The following is a 2,210-nucleotide window of genomic DNA, read 5'->3' on the forward strand; positions in this document are numbered from 1 at the left end:
TTATCAACTCCTTTTTAGTTTAATCTTTATTAAAATATGAAAATAAATGTTTTTTGTTTGGGCTGATAGTTAAATATCCATATTAACTAGGGATGTTTCCAATATAGAAGCAAATCATTTTTATAATAGTTCCTAAAGCATGTTCATTTCATTTAGAAACACATCAAAGAGAAGATTAATCCACTTCTCTTTTTTAATGTTCATAGATAGGAAATTCTATTTAGTTCTACTGATTAAAAAACCAATATTTTCCATAAAGCACTTTTAGTGAATAATACCTATTTTTACTTCATAAGGTAAAAAAATTACTCTTTAAAGTAAAAAAACTTGCGTAATTCTGTAAATTCGAATAAATTAAACTTAAAGGAGGAGAAAAATGGAAAATTTACGCTTGAATGTCGCATTATTACGCCGAAGAGTACCGAATTTGACCACTTCTGCAAAATCTGTTGGACTTAGACCAGCAACTGTTTCAAATTTATGTACTGGAAAAATTCCAATTGGTCGCTCAGAAGTAAGAACACTAGTCGCATTAGCTGCTTTAGCAGAATGTACATTGGATGAACTGATCATTAGAGGGGAGAAGATTGAGATGATTGAAACAGGAATAAAAACGCTTGATTTATTTGCTCCATTAGTAAAAGGTGGTACAGTCGGGTTGGTTGCAAGACCAGGCATGGGTCAATTAGTTGTATTAGCAGAAATGTTTTATAAATTAAAGAATGACTCATATTATACGATTTTACTAAAACCAGAAGGTAAGCATCCAGAAATAGATGATATTTTAGCTGATGTAAATTTAGTATGTTATTCAATTGATGAAGTGTATGAAGCGATTGCAAAAGCGGGAAAAAACGTAGAGTTTGCTTTCGCAGCGGATCGTTCAAACGTCATATCAGGTGATATTAACCGTCTCCAACAAAAATTAGCAGATATTGGTATTGAAGAAGTAACTACTTTTTTAGTTGATTTAAAAGGAGAAGCGGTGGACGAAGATTTCCCTTACGGACCTTTAGAAACATTATGGCAGTTTGATGCAGACTTAGCTTTTAGACATAAATACCCTGCAATTAATCCTATTCATTCAACATCTACAGTTTTAGAAGATAATCAACCAGACCAAACCCACAACCAAGTGCAAAAAGCAGCTCAGAAATTACTACGTCGATATCGCGAGTTGAGATCATTAGTAGTAGTACATGGAATTGATTCATTACCTGAAAATGAAAAATTAACATATAAACGTGGTGAATTATTAGAAGCCTATTTAACTCAACCATTTTTCGTAGCAGAAGAATTGACAGGTACAAAAGGGGCAACTGTTAATTTGCAAAATACTTTACAAGATGTTCGAAAACTAATCGATGGTGCTTACGATTCAATGGAAGTAGATAAAATGAATTTTATTGGTAGCCTGTAGAAAAGTTAATGAAAAGTGTGACACTTATGCATGTGTCACGCTTTTTATTATTTTACTTAAATATAGTTTTCTGGAGGATGAACACGGTGAGTGCGCGTTAAAATCGAATAAAAACACCAACCAAGTAGGAATGAGAGAGTATACATAAGCAAGAAGAGTTCGCCTCCTTTTCGTATCAATTAGCCGAAAAGAGTTGAAAAGTCGAGAAAACGGAGCGAAAATGAAAAAGAGCTCCTCGTCAAAGCTCCGTTACGTGTTCAATAGCACAAGAAAAGTAATCAGTCCAAAAAACAAAAGATTCATCGTTCCGAGTGTGATAAACGTATATCGATTCCACTCCGGCTTGGTTAACACGTACAAAAAATAAAACGAAAAGCAAACCCCGACAATACAGGAAATTTGGAGAAGAGTAGTCATTGTTCACCTCGTAAGCTAGAGCATGGGAATTATTAGCGGATCTTGATACGAAAACGATGATAGGATTAAAAGAGCGATTGCGCCGACAATTGCAAGACCAAAACCAAAACGAATCAATCGTTTCCGCCGAGTTCGAATCTGTTTGTATGATTTAAACGAAATGACATTCGTCATCTTAACACCTCATTTTGTTGAAATCTTTATAACATTAAGTATATCGGAATAAGTTAGTAGAAAAATAGAACGTGGAAAGATTTTCTTGCAGTATAGGAGTAGGTGCGAAATGTAAAGGGATACTAAAAACACGTCGATGATAGATGGATGATAGAGGTAAGAAAAAAACGTTCAGGTGCCAGGCTGCACCCCTTAAAGT

Annotated in this window: 1 protein-coding gene; it reads left to right on the forward strand. The window is 34.3% G+C overall.

Annotated elements, in window-relative coordinates; genetic code table 11:
- The first annotated feature begins 376 nt into the window (after positions 1–376).
- A complete protein-coding gene (locus CN514_RS23880) occupies positions 377–1,420 on the forward strand; it encodes an ATP synthase beta subunit C-terminal domain-containing protein (RefSeq protein WP_098234705.1) in 1,044 nt (347 codons plus the stop codon).
- Positions 1,421–2,210 lie beyond the last annotated feature (790 nt).

It is taken from the genome of Bacillus sp. AFS001701 (genome assembly GCF_002559405.1).
Classification (GTDB): Bacteria; Bacillota; Bacilli; order Bacillales; family Bacillaceae_G; genus Gottfriedia.